Origin of the sequence: Enterococcus sp. AZ188, from assembly GCF_050544075.1 — a bacterium.
In the GTDB taxonomy this organism is placed as follows: Bacteria; Bacillota; Bacilli; order Lactobacillales; family Enterococcaceae; genus Enterococcus_D; species Enterococcus_D entomosocium.
Window position 1 is genome coordinate 798,971 of the sequence record NZ_CP172943.1, and the last position, 16,933, is coordinate 815,903.

Annotated in this window: 17 protein-coding genes and 2 pseudogenes; 10 read left to right on the forward strand and 9 right to left on the reverse strand. The window is 33.9% G+C overall.

All coding sequences use genetic code 11. The features are described from left to right. Positions 1-67 precede the first annotated feature (67 nt). Positions 68-424 (forward strand): hypothetical protein, encoded by a 357-nt coding sequence (locus tag IGI86_RS03670; protein ID WP_223597931.1) that lies wholly within the window; start codon positions 68-70, stop codon positions 422-424. A 305-nt stretch (positions 425-729) separates the two neighbouring features. Here IGI86_RS03670 and IGI86_RS03675 read toward each other — a convergent pair whose 3' ends face one another. Beyond that, positions 730-1,920 (reverse strand): IS256-like element ISLgar5 family transposase, encoded by a 1,191-nt coding sequence (locus IGI86_RS03675; RefSeq protein WP_269924365.1) that lies wholly within the window; start codon positions 1,918-1,920, stop codon positions 730-732. Between the two features lie 602 nt (positions 1,921-2,522). Between IGI86_RS03675 and IGI86_RS03680 the strand changes: the two genes are divergently transcribed. The 4 genes and pseudogenes from IGI86_RS03680 to IGI86_RS03695 all read left to right on the forward strand — a co-directional run bounded on the left by IGI86_RS03680 (position 2,523) and on the right by IGI86_RS03695 (position 5,469). Beyond that, the gene (locus IGI86_RS03680) at positions 2,523-2,930 is read left to right on the forward strand and encodes a GGDEF domain-containing protein (RefSeq protein WP_236596075.1); all 408 of its coding nucleotides are present in this window, start codon (positions 2,523-2,525) and stop codon (positions 2,928-2,930) included. 428 nt (positions 2,931-3,358) lie between these two features. Then, positions 3,359-3,853 (forward strand): annotated as a pseudogene (locus tag IGI86_RS03685) (chromate transporter); the annotation flags it as partial. Then, complete coding sequence (locus IGI86_RS03690; protein WP_430617942.1) at positions 3,842-4,429, forward strand: chromate transporter; 588 nt, start codon at positions 3,842-3,844, stop codon at positions 4,427-4,429. The pseudogene IGI86_RS03685 and the gene IGI86_RS03690, both read left to right, overlap by 12 nt. A gap of 836 nt (positions 4,430-5,265) precedes the next feature. After that, positions 5,266-5,469: a hypothetical protein gene (locus tag IGI86_RS03695; protein WP_060792664.1), complete on the forward strand. Its 204-nt coding sequence runs from the start codon at positions 5,266-5,268 to the stop codon at positions 5,467-5,469. A 75-nt stretch (positions 5,470-5,544) separates the two neighbouring features. Here IGI86_RS03695 and IGI86_RS03700 read toward each other — a convergent pair whose 3' ends face one another. Then, positions 5,545-5,694 carry a hypothetical protein gene (locus IGI86_RS03700; protein WP_005237684.1) on the reverse strand — a complete coding sequence of 50 codons (150 nt, stop codon included), beginning with the start codon at positions 5,692-5,694 and terminating at the stop codon, positions 5,545-5,547. Between the two features lie 295 nt (positions 5,695-5,989). On the opposite strand from IGI86_RS03700, the gene IGI86_RS03705 reads away from it, so the two are divergent. The 4 genes and pseudogenes from IGI86_RS03705 to IGI86_RS03720 form a co-directional block, all read left to right on the forward strand. Continuing rightward, positions 5,990-6,190, forward strand: coding sequence for a cold-shock protein (locus IGI86_RS03705; RefSeq protein ID WP_005237682.1), 201 nt, complete (start codon positions 5,990-5,992; stop codon positions 6,188-6,190). Between the two features lie 66 nt (positions 6,191-6,256). Then, positions 6,257-6,472, forward strand: a complete 216-nt coding sequence (locus tag IGI86_RS03710) for a hypothetical protein (protein WP_010748155.1) — start codon at positions 6,257-6,259, stop codon at positions 6,470-6,472. Positions 6,473-6,558: 86 nt separating this feature from the next. Further along, entirely contained in the window at positions 6,559-6,864 is a 306-nt protein-coding gene (locus IGI86_RS03715; RefSeq protein WP_269924367.1) for a hypothetical protein, read from the forward strand. A 795-nt stretch (positions 6,865-7,659) separates the two neighbouring features. Beyond that, positions 7,660-7,905: pseudogene (locus IGI86_RS03720) on the forward strand (MerR family transcriptional regulator); the annotation flags it as partial. Between the two features lie 584 nt (positions 7,906-8,489). On the opposite strand, the gene IGI86_RS03725 reads toward IGI86_RS03720, so the two are convergent. The 5 genes from IGI86_RS03725 to IGI86_RS03745 all read right to left on the reverse strand — a co-directional run bounded on the left by IGI86_RS03725 (position 8,490) and on the right by IGI86_RS03745 (position 12,469). Continuing rightward, the gene (locus IGI86_RS03725; protein ID WP_306769983.1) at positions 8,490-8,633 is read right to left on the reverse strand and encodes a type I toxin-antitoxin system Fst family toxin; all 144 of its coding nucleotides are present in this window, start codon (positions 8,631-8,633) and stop codon (positions 8,490-8,492) included. Between the two features lie 300 nt (positions 8,634-8,933). Further along, positions 8,934-9,548 carry a recombinase family protein gene (locus tag IGI86_RS03730; protein ID WP_074536930.1) on the reverse strand — a complete coding sequence of 205 codons (615 nt, stop codon included), beginning with the start codon at positions 9,546-9,548 and terminating at the stop codon, positions 8,934-8,936. Positions 9,549-9,736: 188 nt separating this feature from the next. Beyond that, positions 9,737-10,417 (reverse strand): IS6-like element IS1216 family transposase, encoded by a 681-nt coding sequence (locus tag IGI86_RS03735; RefSeq protein WP_269924368.1) that lies wholly within the window; start codon positions 10,415-10,417, stop codon positions 9,737-9,739. A 121-nt stretch (positions 10,418-10,538) separates the two neighbouring features. Beyond that, complete coding sequence (locus IGI86_RS03740; RefSeq protein WP_002309705.1) at positions 10,539-11,840, reverse strand: PTS sugar transporter subunit IIC; 1,302 nt, start codon at positions 11,838-11,840, stop codon at positions 10,539-10,541. Between the two features lie 11 nt (positions 11,841-11,851). Continuing rightward, a complete protein-coding gene (locus tag IGI86_RS03745) occupies positions 11,852-12,469 on the reverse strand; it encodes a hypothetical protein (protein WP_002309706.1) in 618 nt (205 codons plus the stop codon). A 40-nt stretch (positions 12,470-12,509) separates the two neighbouring features. Between IGI86_RS03745 and IGI86_RS03750 the strand changes: the two genes are divergently transcribed. Next, positions 12,510-13,202: a MurR/RpiR family transcriptional regulator gene (locus tag IGI86_RS03750; RefSeq protein WP_269924369.1), complete on the forward strand. Its 693-nt coding sequence runs from the start codon at positions 12,510-12,512 to the stop codon at positions 13,200-13,202. A 710-nt stretch (positions 13,203-13,912) separates the two neighbouring features. Here IGI86_RS03750 and IGI86_RS03755 read toward each other — a convergent pair. Further along, positions 13,913-16,030: a heavy metal translocating P-type ATPase gene (locus tag IGI86_RS03755; protein ID WP_001291323.1), complete on the reverse strand. Its 2,118-nt coding sequence runs from the start codon at positions 16,028-16,030 to the stop codon at positions 13,913-13,915. Then, a complete protein-coding gene (locus IGI86_RS03760; RefSeq protein WP_003726380.1) occupies positions 16,027-16,386 on the reverse strand; it encodes an ArsR/SmtB family transcription factor in 360 nt (119 codons plus the stop codon). The genes IGI86_RS03755 and IGI86_RS03760 overlap by 4 nt, the downstream gene beginning before the upstream one ends. Positions 16,387-16,933 lie beyond the last annotated feature (547 nt).

The window sequence follows — 16,933 nt, forward strand, 5'->3', positions numbered from 1 at the left end:
TAAAATTTGTATTTTTTTCAAGCTTCATTTTTTTATATATTATGGACTACTAGAGGTGAAATTGAAGATGGTAGATTTAACTAAAATTGAATACCGAGTTTTGATTTCATTATATGAATGCGAGGGAGGGATAACAAAACGTAACTTTGTAAAAAAATACCCAGAATTTAAGCTGAATACAGCTTATTTAGTTATTGATCGGCTAGTAGACAAAGGGTACTTAGAAATGAATTACTCAAAAAAAACTGAGTTATCAGAAAAATTGTTTAGTCCAATCAAATCAATAACTGACTTCTATTCTGATATGTTTGGTATTTGCGCTGTTGATCGTACGGTGAAAAAAGTAATACGTGAACTAACTGATTATAGTCAAACAAGTTTTATTCTAGATAAAATAAGAGAAGCAAAAAGATATGCAAAATAAATTTATATAGTTGGAATGAAAAGGTAAAATCTCATACTTATAGTCTTGGTATACAGTAAAAAAGAAATGGAGAAATGTCTATGGGACTTTTACATTTGCTTTATGTAATATTGTATTCAATTATAGTAATTAGCTTACTTATTTCCTATGATTTATTTGTAAAAAATTTTAAGAAACTCCATTTACGATATTCTTTTAAAATAATTATTGGTTTAATATTATTTGTATCGCAAATGTATTTTATCATAACTTTTGGGAGCGTCAATAATTTTGTGTAAATGATTCTTCCCTACTGCAGATTGTTTCTAATTCTCAATCAGTTGGCTTAGCATTTGTTCAAGTTCGCCTTCGGCCTGTTGAAAGCCTTTATGACTGCGACCTAGGAATTTTTGGTTGTAAGTATCAAAAGACGAGACTAAGAAACGTTCCATCGACTCTTCGTTTTGGAACTGTTCCTTGCGGTGGCTGTATTTCTTGATTTGCTTATTAAAGGATTCAATCAAGTTCGTAGAATAAATACTCTTGGGTATGGCCAAGGGGAAATCATAGAAAGTGAGCAAGTGATCGTTCGAAAGAATCGATTCAACCACTTTTGGATAGCTGGTTTTCCATTTTTCCGCAAAAGCACCACGTGCTTCCAACGCCACCTCTTTAGATGAGGCTTGATACACCATTTTAAAATCATCACAGACTTCCTTACGATCATCGACACGCACTTTGTGACTGATATTACGGGAAACGTGTACACAACAATGTTGAAAACGAGCTTTGGGATAGAACCGACTAATCGCTCCTACCATCCCCTTTAAGCCATCCGTGATGAACAGGAGGACATTTTTCAAACCGCGCTCTTGAAGGTCCAATAAAATTTCCTCCCAAATCGTGATGGATTCAGTCGGTGCAATCGCATAGCTCAATACTTCCTTTGATCCGTCCGGGCGAATGCCAACTGCGATATGAATAGCTTCCTTGGCGACGGTTTTCCGCTTTAACGGAATATACGTTGCGTCCATATAAATAGCAGCATAACGGTCATGAAGCTCCCGCCCTTTAAACGCCGTTACCTCTTCTGTAAATGATTTTGTTATATTGGACATGGTTTGGGGCGTGTAGTGATGCCCATACATTTTCTCAATCAAGTCTGCGATTTCCGACATGGTAATACCTTTTCGGAAGAGGTGAATGACGGTCTCCTCTAACGTGTCATTCGTCCGTCTATAAGCAGGAACAGTCTGTTGCTTGAACTCACCATTGCGGTCGCGCGGAATCTGGAGATGAAGTTCCCCATACTCGGTCTTGACCGTACGGTCATAGGAGCCGTTACGAGAATTACCCGTGTTAAAACCAATGCGATCATACTTTTCGTAATCTAGGAAAGCCGTTAACTCCGTTTTGAGAAGCGTATTGACTGCTTTCTCCAAATGGACACGGAATAATTCATTCAAATCGCCTTTGTTCGCTAGAGTCTTTAGAATTTCTGTAGTAAAATCGTTCATAGGGAAGTCCTCTCTTCTGTGAATGTGTTGTGGTAACTCTATTCTACAGAAGGGACTTCCTTTTTTCTATTTACACAAAATATTTTACACTCTCTAACTTTTTCGATAAATAATGTGGGGCATGTTTATTATGAATATACATTACCTTTATTTATCTTATACTTTAACTCATTCAAAATGAAAAATTATTTTCTTTTATTGGCTCTAATGATGGTGTTTATCGGACTATCGTAATAAGTATTATTGATATCAAGACATTACTTAGTATTCTAGTTCTAAGTATACTGGCATTCACTTTTAGTTTCGTAATTAAAAAAAGCTTTTATAAATATAAAATACAGATACCGTTTTATATATTTTTTGTTTTAATTACTCTAATGATGGCTGGATTGAATTCTATGCTCTTTTTTGAATATAAACTTACTTTTTGGGAATATCTATCTTTGTTTATAGGGTCTATAATTATTTGTATTTCTTGGCAATACTATCTAAGTACTCAAAAATAATTCTTAAAAGATATAAATAGAAAACTTATTGAGAGAAACTACGATGAATTGACGAAAGTTAAAAATATTAGAAGCTTAAATGAAGACGTAGATAGTATGACAGATGTTGAAAAGGAAAAGCTTATTTTTGTTATGATGGATTTAGATCATTTTAAAAGAATTAATGATCACTATGGACACATTACAGGAAATCGTGCTTTAATATTCTTTTCAAAAAAAATAACAACTTTTCTTAGTGAAGCACACCAAGATCAAGTAGAGGTTTATAGATATGGAGGCGAAGAATTTTTAGTTATTTTCAAAGACAGTACATTAAAGTCTGTTCAAAAGACTATATTAAGATTTCAGGCATTCTTATTAAAAAATAAGTTGAATATTGGAGGGGAAAGAAAGATTACGCTTTATTTTTCTGCTGGCATTTCTAAGTATGATTCTTCTTTAGATGTATATGAACTCATCAATCAGGCTGATCAAGCGCTGTATGCTGCAAAAAAAAGGAGGTAGAAACACAGTTGTTGTTTATTCTTGATTTATTATGCAATTAAACATGATTTTGGCTTGATCAAGATCACTTGGACGGTTAATTTAAAATAGTATTGTTTAACAAGGGCATTTTACTTGCTATATATAAATAATTGTTCTAAAATTTTCTAGTGTGTCTCATTAAAAGAGTAGCGGAGAAAGCAGATTGGGGAAGTCTTCTTTTTATATGTTGCTTTTATATTTATAGGTGAGTAAATCTACTGTAATGATAATATATTTATCGTTTTTCAGAAGGTTTCATCAAAGGACGCAAAGAGAAAGTTCTATTTTTCTCTTTGCGTCCTTTTCTAAACTATTTATTGGAAAGTAAAGATCTACTAAACTGAAACCAATCATTGATATAACAAATCAGCACATAACTTAATATTTCTCATGCTATTGGAGGGCTTATGGAAGAAAATAAATACATCGAGATTGTTAAAGTGTTCTCAAAACTTGGGTTCTTTGCTTTTGGTGGACCAGCTGCTCATATCGCTATGATGGAAGAAGAAGTCGTGGATAAAAGGCAATGGATGTCTAAGGAAGAGTTTCTAAATTAATTAGGATTTACTAACTTGATTCCTGGTCCAAACTCTACAGAGATGGCAATTATATTAGGTCATCGGCGTGCTGGAAAATGGGGATTATTTTTAGCAGGTATTTCATTTATTTTACCAGCAATGGTCATTGTAATGATTATAGGGCACTTTTATAAATTATATGGAGACCTTCCTAGAGTTCAAACAATTATGGAGTATATAAAGCCTGTCATTGTAGCAATTATTGTAGCAGCTCTAATAAAGCTTTTTAAAACAGCTATAAAAGATATGTCTACATTTATTGTTTTTTGCCTGTCTCTGCTTTTGGTTGTTTTTGGTGCTTCGGAACTCACTGTGTTAATAGTTGCCGCAATACTCTTACTATTAATAAAAAAAGATTGGAATTTTAAAAATTATGTCATAGAGCCATTTAGTCTCTCAATTTTATTTTTAACTTTCCTGAAAATAGGTTTACTTTTATATGGTAGTGGCTATGTATTACTTGCGTTTATCCAATCAGAATTTGTTGATAAGTTACAAGTATTGACCCAAGTTCAAATGATAGATGCCATATCTGTAGGCGAATTTACTCCTGGGCCTGTATTTACTACAGCAACTTTTATTGGATATTTACTTTTCGGTATCCCAGGTGCTTTGGTAGCTACAGTAGGGATTTTTTTACCATCGTTTCTACTGGTTCTTATATTAGCACCACTATTTTCCAAGCTTAAACAATCCAATACATTTTCCAAAATGTTAATTGGTATAAATGCGGCAGCATTAGCATTGATGGCTAATGTTACCATCCAATTAGGACAAAATATATTTGTTGAATGGTATTTCATTTTAATTTTTTTTATTAGTCTATTAGGTATTCTTAAATACAAAATTAACTCTGCATTCTTCATTTTAGGGGGAATTCTATTAGGTCTATTTTTATGATTTAGATTAGATGATCTAATGATAAGAGTTTTGCATAAGAATGTTAGGGTATTTATGTATAAAAACAATAGATTTTTTTGTAGGTAAGGGGTAACATACTATTGTAAAGATATCTGATGTTGAATTGAAATTTATTTGATTACGTAATATGTATTTTTAAATAGCAGAAGTGGTTAGTTAATCTCTCTTTTCGCTGAGTTTTTTATTAAGGGAAGGACGTGATTTTCCTGAAAGTTGAGAAAGAAGAATTTAAACGAGTTATTAATGACGCGTCTCACTTAGAATATAATTATATTCATCGGGATTTAGAAAAGATTACTGATCCTAACTTGAAGGACGAAGAAGTAGAGTATTTGATTGTAAATCAGATACATCACAGACTTTTAAAAAGTTCACACAAATCGTTATTTGGAAATAAAATAATAATAAAAAGTATTGATGAAAAAGATTACAAGTTATTAAGATATTATGTGGAAGCATTATCGGAAAACCACTATAGAATAAAATAATATTCCTTAAAGTCTTATGTTTCGAAAAGTTAATTATTACTTATGTGAATGGTTTTTAAATAAATGATTGCTTGATAAAAAATGATTATGAATTCTACAATATTGATTTTAACGGATCAGAAATTATAGGATTTTGCTCTATTTTAAAATCGAGCTGAAGCTGGATCTAAGAATAGGAGACAATAAATAGATGTACTGCTTTATTAACATAAAAAAAGCAATTTTTAATCTGTGATGATTGGCTTGCTAGTTTGTGATATTTTTTAGTTAAAAGTTACTTGCATTTGCTATGTCTAACTGTAGGTAATACCATTTTGGAGGGATGATATGGAAGAAAGTGAGAGTTTTGAACAGCACTGGCTATTATCATTTAGTATCCAACGTGTAAAATATCTGAAACTTCTTTCCGCCTATCCAAAAACTACTTGGACGGAGGAGGAAAAGAAGGTATTTCTCTGGTTGTGTCAGATGGATATCGATACACTTGAAACAATGGAGATCATTTTTAGCAAATTAGCACACAAAAAATGAATAAGACAGCTACTCATTCTTACAAGTAGCTGCCTTTAATATGAAAAGAGCTTGGCCATTAGAGAGTTTCACTCCTTATGCTAGTTTTTCTAATTCATGTACTGCATTTTCGATTGTAGTACCGGTTGCCACTTTGGTTTCATCATTTTTAGAAAAAACAATAAACAAGTTTAAGTTAGTGTCCAAAGTAACACGATAATCAATTGTTTTGTTAGTGAATGTCATAATACATTCTCCTCTCTCAAATAGTGACGAAAGGTAACGATAACGTTCATAGCGAAATTCTATATAGATAGTATAGCACATTAAAAATAAAATAGTGTATAGTGAGTGATAAGTTTATAAAAAAATAATATTTTTATGTAAAGTTGCAACTAAAGAGTTTGTGTGGTATACTACTTGTAGTGATAAACTTTGAAACGTATTAAGAGTGCTATACATAAATTTATACTCTCCTTTTGCTTATCAAACAATTATTGCAACAAAACGCATTCGTAATGATGCACAAGGAGGAAATAGTATGAATAAAGGTACAGTAAAATGGTTTAATTCAGATAAAGGTTTTGGGTTCATTACAGGAGAAGATGGTCAAGATGTCTTTGCTCATTTTTCAGCGATTCAAGCGGATGGATTTAAATCTTTAGATGAAGGTCAAGCAGTTACTTTTGATACTGAAGAAGGTCAACGCGGTTTGCAAGCTGCTAATATCTATAAAGCATAAAAGTGCCTTTTAACCCGTCTCAACATGTGTGAGGCGGTTTTTTCATACTTCAAAGGAGGGGTAAGAATGAGTTTTTCACAATGGAAACCACAACAACTTTCAATAGAAGGCCAAGCTTTTCATATAGATCAACAGGTCATATTTCGATATAGAAAAAAACAAGCAGCTGGAACAATTATAAAGCTACTCAGCAATTCGGCAGTTGTAACCCTTTCAAATTCAGAAGTGACGAATACTACGGAAAGAACAGTTATAAATTATAAAAATTTAATGAGTAACTGAAATCAATGAAGAATAGATTGAGTTTTTTAATCACGTACTATGTATATGTAAACTGGATAGACGATTGGTTTGAGTGGAGGAATAAAATGCAAAAAGAAGCTATTCATCAGTTAATCGTAAAATTGACACTTAACAAAAATTGGCTTAATGACCCAATGATTGTTAATCAAGTGAAATATCTAGGAGATCAACTTTCTTGTACACGACGTCCTCCGATTAATTATAATCAGATTCAGGGAATCAATGTTTATTATCTGGATGGTTCTGAAAAAATGTATACTTCTTTAAAAAGTTGCTGTGAAGGAGAAAAACTCTTCAAAGGAACCATCCAGAAATATATTTTATCTGATTCACCCATAGCAGATGGCAGATATTTCTGTGTCATTCGCTAATCTATAAACTTCTAAATCCGCCACCATAAGTTTAGCGATAAATATTTCTTTTTATTAACCAGATTAAGGATGAACATTTAGTTCATTAGATACAGATATACAAAAAAACTAGCTATGATCAGCTAGTTAAATTATTTATACATAAGAGAGTTACATCTAGATTTAGCTTCCTCTAAAGTAGAAAATTTTTCGATATCAATATCGTAAATAAATAATTTGAGTTGAATATTGCGCAACTCTTTCAAATTTAGCACAGCAAATGACGTGATCAAAGGTGGTCTCGATTGAAAATCATACAAATTTGTTTTTGCTTTTGATGAATATAAACGGTAGTCCGAACTAAAAACTTCCACTGGATAAAAATTAGTATTCATATTTGAACACCTACTTTCATGGTACTTATCCAGTATAGCACTTAAAAGAAGTCAAAAGTAAAAATAGAAAAAACGTAAGGGATTCCTAAGCATTGCTTCTACATCGTAATTACTTGCAAAAAAGAAATATATAGCGTAGGCTGATTAAGCAACATGCATTAATCTAAGAAGAGTACCGGCACAGAAAACTTGGGGAAGTTTTTCTGGACTGCGCCGAATACTCTTCGTTTTTTTATTTTAACATTATTCTTACTTAATAAACATTAGAATATGAGAAGTTGCATTTAACTGATTTTATCTATTGCTTAATATTTTAATAGTCTACGGAATGTGAGGAGGTATTTAGTGTAGTATTAGCATAGAGACAAGAGGCTTCTGGTTTCTCTAGAGTTAACTCCATGGTTTATTATAAATAAGAAGAATGAGGAGGAGATTCGATGAATATAAAAAAGCAGCTGGAATGTTTGATTTAAGTGTGGATACACTAAGCTATTATGAGCGTGTTGGCGTGATACCACCCGTTCACCGCCACGAGAGCGGCTACCGAGATTATACTACCAATGATTTAAATTGGATTTATCTAGCAAAAAACTTGCGAAATGCTGGATTGTCGATTGAATCTTTAATTGATTTTGCTCAACTAGCTCAATTACGTGAAACACAAAATGATGCTATATAGATAGAAGGAAAAATTTGGGAGGTTATCATTCTGGATGAAAAATAAGCGTAGCTATTAAAGAATTTTACATTTAACTGCTGAAAAGGGATGGTAAGATTCTCCAAAAATTGTCAATGAGGTTCAAACGATAGAAACAACTATTTTAGACGGACGCGCTTCGCCCATGAACTATTAGGAGTCAAACGGAATAAGAGTTACTGAATCATAAGAACAATGTCAGAAACTATGCAACGATCAGTGGCTGCGTAGCTAACGAACTACCGTGTCGAGTAATTATTACAAAACTTATTAAGAATAAAAGCAAAGCAAACGACGGTAGAATCTTCACTACCTTCAAATTTTTTCATATTTTTTTATTATGATATACTTAAATTTGTATATTTAGAGTTGCGCTGCCCGTTATTGAAGTTTCAGGCAGCGCTCTTTCCAATACCTGTCTTCATTGATTTCCTTGAAATTACATGTTAAAATATACATGCAAATGAATTATTGGACATGAAAACACCACGAAACCCCAGAGAGGTCGGATTCTCTGGGGTTTCATTTTGTGGGCCGATGTCGCCTTCGTTGCTTTACTTCTTGTCTCGATTATTCAGCCAATACTCGAAGAGGGCTACTAGTAAGCCGACAAGAAGGGGGCAAATGAAGAATTGAATCATGAAAACACCTCCCTCCAGTCGCAAGACTGTCGGATAGGCGACTACTAATTTTAACATATTAAAAGTTCGTGCACTAGATTGATTACTAGTAAGTGATCCCACGCAAGTGTCACAATAGGTCAATTTTAATTATGTTCATTATTTTTAAGAATACATAATTATTTTAGTTTACATAAGATATATTATGATAAGTTACCGATAATGAATAGCTTTAAATCAGGATAATTGCTGCATTGATTATATTTATGTCAACTAAATTCCCAATATCATAAATATAATCAACTTAGTTAGATGAATTTAACATGATTGTCTATCTTGATAACATAACTATTGATAATTACGTGTAAAAAAAAGAAATCATACAATTAGTTGATCCAATTCTTTTTTTATCCGGTAAATTGTTTGCCTAGTCACATTATAGTCTTTTGCAATCTTTGAGATAGCAACTCCATTTTCAAGATCCTGAACGATGCTTTTATAAACAAGGCGCCGCTGAGGATCTTTTGTGTCTGCACTGTATAACTTAGGACGACCTTTATAGACGCCGTTTGCTTTCGCGATTTTAATTCCTTGTGCCTGGCGTCGTTTCGATTCAGTACGCTCTTGTTCAGCAATCATGGCCAAGATCTGAATGATTAGGTCTTTGATAAATTTATCTAGGAGTGGATTTCCGATTGCTTCAGCCATTATTGGTAAACTGGTGATAATGAGCCGCACATTTTTCTTTTTTAGATAATTAACTGAATCGATAATCTCGTCATAATTACGTCCAAGTCGGTCGATGGCTTCTACAATAAAAATATCCTGTTCCCTAACAAAATCTAATGCTTCTTGAAAAATCGGTCTTTGAGTAATAGTCGCTCCGGATTGTTTTTCGATGAAAATTTTTTCTGCACCGAATTTTTTCATTTCTTCGATTTGACGTTGTTCATTTTGATCGATCGATGATACTCGGATATATGAAATTTTCAAAAGTTTTACCTACTTTCTACAAGTATTTAAAATACACCCTAATCATACATTGAAAAACCATATTTTTCAATGTTATATTCATGTCTATTTAGGGTACGCTTTAAATATACAATTTGATTTAGAATGATAAAAGCGGTTCTGTTGCAAAGTTTTAAATAAAGAATAAAATCCCTTACGGTATCTATGATTTAAGCTGGGATTCCCAATAATACCTTGATTTCAGTACAGACCGAAAACCCGAAGAGAGTACCTTCTTTTCGGGTTTTCTTATATAATCCTAGAATGGCTTCCATGCCTTTAATCGTGGTAGAGGCAGTGCGTAAACTTCGATAGAATTTATTGCGTCTCTTTACTGGACGATGGTCTTGTTCAATCAAATTATTCAGGTATTTAATGGTACGATGTTCTGTCCCTTGATAAAAGCCGTATTCTTTTAGTTTCTTAAAGGCACTTGTAATAGAGGGGGATTTATCTGTGACTACAACCTTCGGTTCATCAAACTGCTTCACTAACCGCTTAAGAAAAGCATAGGCTGCTTGTGTGTCCCGTTTTTTACGTAACCAAATATCCAAGGTTAAACCATCTGCATCGATGGCTCGATACAAATAATGCCATTTTCCTTTAATTTTGATGTACGTTTCATCCATTTTCCATGAATAAAAGGATTTTTTATTTTTCTTTTTCCAAATTTGATAGAGTAGTTTGCCATATTCTTGCACCCAACGATAAATCGTCGTATGAGAAACGTTAATGCCACGATCATATAAGATTTCTTGAACTTCACGATAGCTAAGGTTATAACGAAGATAGTAGCCCACGGCTACAATAATCACATCCTGCTGAAATTGCTTTCCTTTAAAATGATTCATCGTCATTCCTCCTGCTATCTTTTTCTATTATTCTACCTTATTTGATAGTAGATTTAAAACTTTGCAACAGAACCCTAAATAGTATAGAACCATATTTTCGTTACAAGGTTAAGAATGACGACTATAGTTTTTCATCTACTAATTTTGTTTTATTGCTCTCCATGACTTTAAAAAATGGATAGTAGATGAAGATGCTGATGACGATCAACAGTAGGCAAAAGAGAATATTGCGCCAGTCCATACTTGAAAGATAAGCTTGTGCAAAAAAAGGTGTGAAGGAAGGATCGACGATAAATCCAATCCCAATCCATCCTAGTTGCTGAGCAAAGTAGGTCAGCAATAATGAAATGATGGGCGTAATCAAAAATGGAATTGCCAAAATAGGGTTAAAAACGATAGGTAATCCGAAAATCACTGGTTCGTTGATGGAACAGATTCCAGGAACCAATGACAATTTTCCAATTGTGCGATATTCGGGTACTTTGCTTCGCATCATCAATAAAACCAAACCCAAAGTACCACCGGCTCCACCAAGTACAGAAATACGGAACATTTGTAAGTTCATTAAGTGTGTCATGGTCTCACCATTTGCCAGTTGTTCAGCATTCAAACCAGTTTGAGCCATTCCCAATGTAAAGACGATAGGGAAAATAATTGACGAGCCATTGATACCAAATAGCCATAGGATGTTACCCAAAGTCACGATCAATAAGAAACCACCTAGACTGCCAGCGATGTTCGTTGCTGGAGTCAGGACTTCCATCACTGCTTCAGGGAAGATTTTGTTTGTTGCTGCCAAGAAAATCAGATTGATGCCATAAAAGATGAATATATTTGTCAGCAGTGGAACGAGCATATTGATAAAGGTTGCTACCATGGGTGGAACTGTATCTGGGAGTTTCAACTTAATATTTTTTACTTCAAATAGTCGGTTGATTTCCACTACTAGCAAGCCGATGATAATTGCGACGAACAATCCGTTTGTCCCAAGGAAATTAAGATTGATGGCACCTTCTTCCACTGGTGTACAAACCATTAGATAAATGACAGATGCAACCATGCCATTCATGGAAGGATTAATTTTGTATTCATTGGCAAGGGAAAATGCAATGCCAAAAACACTAATGAATCCGATGATTCCCATTGTCAAATTATAAGGGGCTGTGATGAGATCATAATTTGCTACGGCAAAATCTTTCCAGCTGGCCATAAATTTCATGAAAATATTAGCTGTATCTGGATTGTATTGATCAATATTGATGGGTGGATTTGCAAAAATCAGAAAAAAAGAACCGATAACAATAAAGGGTAGGCCAAACATCATACCGCTGGATATAGCTTTTAGGTGGCGCTGATTACCTATCTTGGCTGCGATGGGGCTAAGTATGTCATTCAGTTTCATGATAAACGCAGAATTTTCCATATAACTTCCTCCTATACTTGCCAAGGATTAAATGAAAACGTACTTGGCACGACGTGATCTGGATCATAGGTCTCGATGATTTTTTCGTATTGTTCCTTGTAGTCATTATCAACTTTTGCTTGGGGGATCACTTTACTTGCTTCATGCAAAAAGTGTTCTGAACCACGCCCCATTGCCTGTCCCCGAACAGTATGTTTATCCAACGCAATATCAGGAATTTCTGGAATATATCCCATAGCGAAACTCTTGATAACAATGTTCTTAAGTAAATCCGATGAACGATCTTTTTCAGATTGGCATAGGTAACGAATCGCGTGGAAAAAATACATCGCACGATCGGATTCATTGTATTGGAATTCTTTGCGCATGGCGTTTAAGTTATTGATCATGATGGCGGCCATAGGATTGCCCATGCCCACATCCTCAACACTGATCGCCAATAGCCTTCTCCAGAGTTTCTCTTCAAATTGTGGTGAGGTGATATACATTTCATAAGCAAATTCACATGCTTCTTTTTCTTTGCCTCGACGAATCGATTTCTGTAATGCTGAGATAGCTTCATCTCCACGTAAGCCGTTACGGGTAGTCATTTTTGACCACGGATCTTGAATAAATTTCGTTTCTGTCATGATATAATACTCCTATTAGATAAAATTTGAGGTGAATCTTATGGATGTTGAAATGCTTATAGATAAATACCAACTGAATGACTCAGAAGCTGAAGTCTTACGATTTATGAAAAAAAATCGTCAGTCTTTAAAAAATATTGGGATTCGTGACGTTGCCAAAGCATCGTATGTTTCTACTGCAACGATTATCAATATGGCGAAGAAAATTGGATATTCCGGTTATAGTGAGTTGGTATTTGCTCTAGGAAACAGCCAATCTGACATTACGATGCCAAGCACATTCTCCAATGAGGAGAAGGAAGCATTCATACATTTAATGTCTGCGTATCGCGATAAACGGATTATGATTCTTGGCTCAGGTTTTTCGCAAAATCTAGCCAATTATTTTTCGGAATCTCTTAATCTATATGGATTTCGTGCGACGGCCAATAGTCATTTAGAATTTCTTAGACGGCAAGTGCAACAAGATATTCTGCTTTTTATTATTTCCAATTCTGGTGATACAGTTCGATTAGCCGAATTAGCTAAAATTGCGAACGATCACTTTATCGATGTGATCGCATTTGTTGGGCAAAAAAATTCAAAAATCGGTACGCTGGCAACATTAACCATTAGCACGGAAACCTATATTCCACAAAAAATATCTGATTACCAACCAAATCTTTTCTTTGGCACGACACTGAATCAATTTGAGCTTTTGTTGAGCGCGGCGCTGAAGGCTATTTATAAATAGAAGAACGCTGTGGCCACTGTTTCTTCAAAATCTAGTATAAAGAATCTTCTTTAGAATGTAAGTGTTTTCTGTGTGTTCTGAACATGTTTAGGAATTTCCAAACTTGTTTAGAAAACTTTCTCATTCCCTCCGCTGTAGAATTGAACTCACATAAAAAACATCTAAACCAAAATATCTACAAGCTTGGAAAGGATAATAGGTTGTTATTAAAAATAATTTTTATTCCTGAATAATTCATAGCTTTAATTCTTTGACAAATCATATTCTTATAAATTAGACAAGAGAAAATAAATATTCCATATCTACTTTATTGGATCCATAACATGACTAAATTCTGAATACTTTTTAAAGCTTATCATTTGGTAAAACTGAATATAAGTTAATTTTATAGACTGAAAATTTTGAATTTTCAGAATAGAATAACTTAAAAGTACTGACAAAATTTTTTAAAGGGACAATATTAATGTTCTGAGATAATCAAATCTTACCGAAAATATCAAAACCCTAATGTGACACAATCAGATTATGTCACATTCGCTAAAATCGCTCCATCTTAGAGGCTCTAAGAGGAAATCACTTTTCTTTTAGGGCCTTGTCATTTTAATATTTAAATGGCGCATAGTTTGCTTCATAACTAGCGTTCAAAAAAACTAAAAATGTATCATAAAAAGAAGGCACGCTTATAAACATGCCTTCTTTTATTTGTTGTGTTATTTAACTTTCATCAATCGTAATCCGTTTAATGTTACTAAAAGCGTTGCTCCCATATCTGCTACAATAGCAATCCATAGTGTTAGCCAACCTGGTATGACTAGTAGTAGAGCTAATAGTTTTATACCTAATGAGAAGGTGATATTTTGCTTAATTACTTTTAGAGTTTGGCGGCTAAGTCTAACAATGAATGGTAATTTTTGTAAATCGTCGCCCATTAGAGCAACATCAGCAGTTTCGAGAGCCGTATCTGTTCCTGCACCGCCCATTGCAATACCAACCGTCGATGCAGCTAATGCTGGTGCATCATTAATGCCGTCGCCCACCATTGCTACTTTATTATAAGTTGTCCGCAACGCTTTAATCGAATCTAATTTTTCTTGAGGCATTAGATCTCCTTTTATTTCAGTCACACCTAATTGCTTACCAATAGATTCAGCGGTTTTAGTATTATCACCAGTAAGCATAATAGTGTGTTCAATTGACAACTTGTGGAGTTCAGAAATAACGGCAGCACTTGAATCTCTTACTTCATCCGCGACAGCAATTACTCCTAAAATTTGTTCGTCAGTACCGAAATACATGGCGGTTTTCCCTTGTTCTTGAAATTGTCTGTATTGTACTTTGACCGCTGTTTCTTCGATTACTGATGCAGAAAACAGTTTAGGGCTTCCAATATAGTAACGTATGTTTTGATGTATACCTGTAAGTCCTTTACCTGTGATAGATTGGAAATCCTCGATTTGTATTGACTTGTAATCCACATTAGTTTTATCCGCTTCGTTTAAAATAGCAGAAGCTAATGGGTGTTGAGAAAGAGATTCCAACGATGAAATAATCGATAGATAATTTATATCAGTTTCAGAACTGGTTGCAATGAAATCCGTTACGACAGGCTTTCCTTTTGTTAAGGTTCCAGTCTTATCGAAAGCAATTGCTCTCAAATGACCAATTTCTTCCAGATAGACTCCGCCTTTTACTAAAACACCATTTTTTGCTGCATTACCAATAGCCGAAACAATTGAAACAGGTGTTGAGATCACTAATGAACAAGGACATCCGACAACTAAAATGGATAACCCTTGGTAAAGCCATTTATTCCAGTCACCACCAAAGAATAGCGGAGGAACAACCACTATCAAAAGGGCCATAATAATTATGAATGGCGTATAGTATTTTGCAAATTTATCTACAAAGGCTTGTGCAGGAGCTCGTTCTCCTTGCGCTTCTTCAACTAAGTGAATGATTTTGGCAATCGTTGTATCCGTTACTTTTTTTGTTACTTTGACTTCAAGAACACCTTCTTCATTTAGTGTTCCTGCAAACACTTCATCATCTAACTGTTTTTCAACAGGAACCGATTCTCCTGTTATTGCTGCTTGATTTACTGAAGAATGACCGTTGATAACAAGCCCATCCATGGCTATTTTTTGTCCGGGTTTAATGATCATAATATCGTCGATATCGATTTTATCGACACTGACTAATTGCTCTACATTGTTTCTCCTGATAAGAGCTTCTTTGGGAGCTATATCCATAAGAGAACGAATCGACTGTCTTGCTTTATCCATTGAAAATCGTTCCAAAGCTTCGCTAATAGCAAATAGTATTACTACAATAGAACCTTCGGCCCATTCTCCAATAAATGCGGCCCCAATAATTGCAATAGTCATTAAAGATTCCATGGAGAAGTCCAATTTGATCAAATCAGAGAACCCTTCTTTAAATAAATCAAATCCACCAATTATTATTGCCAATATATAAAGAGCTTTCGTTAATAAATGATCTTCGCCCAATGATAGTTGGGAAATCACAGCAACAAGTATAAAACCAAGAGAGATGATTAAAGCGATATTCCGTTTAATAAAAGACTCTTTTGATCTAACTTGTTCATCATTTTCTTGATCATCACGAATGATAAGATTTTCGAAGGCTCCCGCTTCTTCGAGTTCTTCAATTGTTGTTTGGCCTTCTACTGAAATCTTACTTGCACCAAAGTTTACTGTTGCACTCGTAACTCCTGGCAACTGTTTTACATTTTTTTCAAATTTACCTGCACAATTTGTACAGCTTAATCCTTCTATTCGATAGGTTTTTTCGGTCATTTTCTCACTCATGCTAGCACCTCTTCTTTAAAATTTACGCCAAGCTCCATAAGATTTAAGATTTTGATATTTTTAATAAAATAGTAGACTAACTTACCATCCTTGTGACTATCAACTACTCCCAATTTTTTTAAGGAGTTCAGATGGTGTGAAGTTGTTGCGACCGAAGCATCAATGATATTAGCAATATCACAAACACATAGCTCATCTTCATGGACTAAAGCATGTACAATTTTAAGTCGATTTTCATCTGACAATATTTTAAAGAAACCACTTACTGACGGAGTATCAAAGTTTGCTAGTTTAGATTTAGCACGATTAACTTTGTCTTCATGAATACAAGTTATTTCACAAATTTCATTATTCATACGATCATTCCTTTACATTCAAATGTTTGTTTGAATGTATTGTATCAGAACATCCATCTATATTCAAGTGAATGTTTGAATGTTCATAAAATGACTAATTTCTGGACACTCTTTTTAGATACAACGATTGATGTATATTGCTCTATTTTTATGTTCATAAACTCGTAACTAAATCATTGTTCAATTAATATTTAAATTTATGAGTATTAGGACAAATCTTGGATGTGGTCAGAAACTTAAAAGTTTTTGATCCTTTGTTTATTTCCTTAATTCATAGATCATTCATTGGCTCGCTTAATTATGTTCAATAAGATATTGATTTCGATCATTATAGTGTTCTTATCTGTATGCTTTTGGTGATCAGACTGATAGATATATCAAAGGTTTTAAATGAAAAATAAACAATAAAAGAGCTGCCGACAGAAATCAAGTAATCGCATTGATTTTCAAACTAATGAATAGATTAGTGGTATAATAACGTTGTTTATAAATATATTTTCATGGAAAAATTATATGACCTTAGACGCAGCAATATTCCTTATTCTAA